The organism is Shewanella sp. Iso12, from assembly GCF_012030025.1.
Classification (GTDB): domain Bacteria; phylum Pseudomonadota; class Gammaproteobacteria; order Enterobacterales; family Shewanellaceae; genus Shewanella; species Shewanella algae.
Genome location: NZ_JAAUHW010000057.1, coordinates 1 through 346, shown reverse-complemented (window position 1 = coordinate 346; position 346 = coordinate 1). Strand labels below are relative to the sequence as shown.

1 tRNA gene and 1 rRNA gene are annotated in these 346 nt (G+C 45.1%); both read left to right on the top strand.

Annotation, left to right across the window (positions count from 1 at the left end):
• Positions 1-66 precede the first annotated feature (66 nt).
• A 5S ribosomal RNA gene (gene rrf, locus HCX89_RS22725) occupies positions 67-182 on the top strand.
• A gap of 50 nt (positions 183-232) precedes the next feature.
• Positions 233-308 (top strand) — tRNA-Thr (locus tag HCX89_RS22720).
• The last annotated feature ends 38 nt before the right edge of the window (positions 309-346 follow it).

The following is a 346-nucleotide window of genomic DNA, read 5'->3' as shown; positions in this document are numbered from 1 at the left end:
AATACTTGATTGAAGTTCGAACTCAAGCTCTGAAGAAGAGCACAGCTTTCCAGATTACCAAATATGTCTGGTGACAATAGCATTGTGGTCCCACCTGATCCCATCTCGAACTCAGAAGTGAAACGCAATCGCGCCGATGGTAGTGTGGGGTCTCCCCATGTGAGAGTAGGTCATCGCCAGACGCCCAATTTCTGATTTTTACTTTAGATAAAGTGAAATCAAAGTTGAATTTGCTGATATGGCTCAGTCGGTAGAGCGCATCCTTGGTAAGGATGAGGTCCCCAGTTCGATTCTGGGTATCAGCACCATATTCAGCTGCTAGGCACTAAATAGCAGCAACAAAATT